This window comes from Limnohabitans sp., from assembly GCF_044373035.1.
GTDB lineage: Bacteria > Pseudomonadota > Gammaproteobacteria > Burkholderiales > Burkholderiaceae_C > Limnohabitans_A.
Genome location: NZ_JBILQU010000220.1, coordinates 1 through 2,626 on the forward strand (window position 1 = coordinate 1; position 2,626 = coordinate 2,626).

The following is a 2,626-nucleotide window of genomic DNA, read 5'->3' on the forward strand; positions in this document are numbered from 1 at the left end:
CAAACAGACGCTCGCCTTTGCGCAGCTGCAGCGCTTCGCAATCGGCCAAGAGGGCCGGGGTCAACAGGTCAATCAAGCGCTGGTCTGGGGCAGTGGTGTTCATGTGATTCAAATCATATGAGAAAGCACTGCAGCGCCGCATACTGCCCGCATGAAAACCCCATTTTTTGCCTTTGGCCAAACCCTGCCCGAATACGCGGTGCCCGTGTTCAACGAACGTGCGGTGCGCGCCAGCGCCGGTATTTTGTTTGTTGTGGCCTTTGCCGCGTTTGCACAGGCCCTGCTGCTGGGGCAATTCAAAACCACGCAGGTGTTTGTGGTGGCCTTTGTGATCGAGTTCGGCATCCGTTTGTTCGTCAACCCGCGCTGGGCCCCGGCCATGATCCTCGGCCAGTGGGTTGTGCGCGGCCAAGAGCCTGAATATGTGGGCGCGCCACAAAAGCGCTTTGCCTGGGGCATCGGCTTGACGTTGGGCCTGTGGATGATGTATTTGCTGGTGATCGAGCGCAGCATCGGGCCGATCAACATGCTGGTGTGTGGCGCTTGTTTGTTGCTGATGTTTTTTGAAACCGCGTTCGGCATTTGCATCGGCTGCAAGCTGCACGATTGGCTGCGCCCCGCACAGGCCCAACTGTGCCCCGGCGGCACTTGCCGCTACACACCGCCCTCTGGCGCGGGTGGGCACTGGGGCCAAGCCCTGGTGTTGGTGGGTTTTGTGGCGGTCATGGTGGCGGTGGCGGGCTGGGTCATGCAAGGCCCCGACTTGCGCGGCATGCACCACCCTGCCATGCACGGCGCACCCAGCCAGCCCACGGGCAGCGAAGAAGAGCGCTGCCGCGTGCCCGATTTCGCCAAGGCCATGGGCCACGAGACCATCTGGAAACAACACAACGGCTGTCTTTGAAAGGACCTGACCATGACTTCACGGACCGCCAGTTCAAGGCGGTCTGTTGGAGGGGGATGAAAACGAGCGGTGAATGATGGGGCCTGCCCCACAAGCGGCTGGGGTTGCCATAATTGGCCACTCACCCCATCGAACCCCACTGTCCCCGCCCAACCGGAGTGCCCCCATGCTCGACCCGCAAGCCCAAGCCCTGATGACTTTGTTGAGCGAAAAGGGCATCCCCCCGGTTTACACGCAAACACCCGCCGAAGCCCGCGCTTCTTACCGGGCGCGGCGCACGTTCACCCAGCCCGATGCGCCCGAGGTGGGCCGTGTGCAGGACCTGCAGTTCAACCACGCGGGTGTGGACATCGCGGTGCGGGTGTACCACCCGAGTGGGGCCACGCAGGCCATGCCCGCCTTGGTGTATCTGCATGGCGGCGGCTGGACGATTGGAGACTTGGACACGCACGATGTGCTGTGCCGCTCGCTGTGCCAGCAAGCCCATGGCGTGGTGGTGTCGGTGGATTACCGCATGGGGCCGGAGCACAAGTTTCCGGCGGCCTACGACGATGCGGTGGCGGCCTGGCAGTGGGTGGCCTCGCAAGCGGCCACTTTGGGCATTGACCCTGCACGCATCGCCATCGGCGGCGACAGCGCCGGGGGCAACTTGGCCGCAACGGCCTGTTTGGGCTTGCGTGACTTGGGTCTCAAGCCGGTCATGCAGTTGTTGATTTACCCCAGTACCCTGATGGCGCCCGACACGGCTTCATACCAAGCCAACGGCCAAGGCTACATGCTCACGCGTGAGTCCATGGCCTGGTATTCGGGCAACTACCTGCGCGGCCCGCAAGACACCCAAGACTGGCGCGCCTCGCCGCAGCTGGCCACCAGCCACGCCCACTTGCCGCCCGCCTTGGTGTTGACGGCGGGGTTCGACCCTTTGCGCGATGAGGGCCTGATGTACGCCGATGCCCTGAGCCAGGCGGGTGTGTCATCGCAATACATCTGCTTTGAGCGCCAGATCCACGGCTTCATCACCATGGGGCGGGTGCTGCAAGAGGCCAACACGGCGGTGGCCCTGTGCGCCCAGGCGCTGCGCACCGCTTGGAAGCAGGGCTGATCAGCCTTGCACCACGGCCAGATAGGCCTGGCGGGTTTCGGGGCTGACGGCGTCGAGCGCTTGCTCGTAGCGGGTTTGGTGCTGGGTCACCATGCGGGCCGAGGCGATGGTCTTGGAGCGGCAAAACCAGTGGCAGCTGTGCTGCATCAAGAACATCTCGCCCATCATGCGAAACGAGCGGTCTTTCGTGGACAGGCCTTGCAGGTTGTTCACCGCCCGTTCAATGCCTTGGGCGTGCACTTCCAGCACGCGGCGCATGTCAAACGTGAATCTGGGTGAGAGTTGGTCGATGTAAGGCAGCGCCACTTTGAAGCCACGCGCCACCGGCGCGGGCAGCTTGGCAAACTCGCGCGCCAGGCTTTGGAACTCGTGGGCCATCTGTTGCTCGGCCTGTTCTTGCAGTTGCATGATCTGTTGCTGCCGCGCCAAGTCAGACTCGCCCAGCGCCCGCATGTAGGCGCCGGTGAGTTGGGCCATGTTTTTTTCGATCTGAAACGGGCGCAATTGCTCGGCCAGCAAGGCGGTGCGTTTGCGCTGTCCCTGGGTGTTGAGCCAGTGGATGCCCATGGCCAAAATGAAGAGCAGGCTGATGAATTCCATACATACAAGGTGAGGGGGCC

3 protein-coding genes are annotated in these 2,626 nt (G+C 62.9%); 2 read left to right on the plus strand and 1 reads right to left on the minus strand.

The features are described from left to right. Positions 1-151: 151 nt before the first annotated feature. A complete protein-coding gene (locus tag ACIQ47_RS16160; protein WP_396439051.1) occupies positions 152-904 on the plus strand; it encodes a DUF4395 domain-containing protein in 753 nt (250 codons plus the stop codon). 166 nt (positions 905-1,070) lie between these two features. Next, a complete protein-coding gene (locus ACIQ47_RS16165; RefSeq protein ID WP_396439052.1) occupies positions 1,071-2,006 on the plus strand; it encodes an alpha/beta hydrolase in 936 nt (311 codons plus the stop codon). Here the strand turns inward: ACIQ47_RS16165 and ACIQ47_RS16170 are convergent. Next, the coding region (locus ACIQ47_RS16170; RefSeq protein ID WP_396439053.1) for a hypothetical protein at positions 2,007-2,626 on the minus strand (620 nt) is incomplete at its 5' end.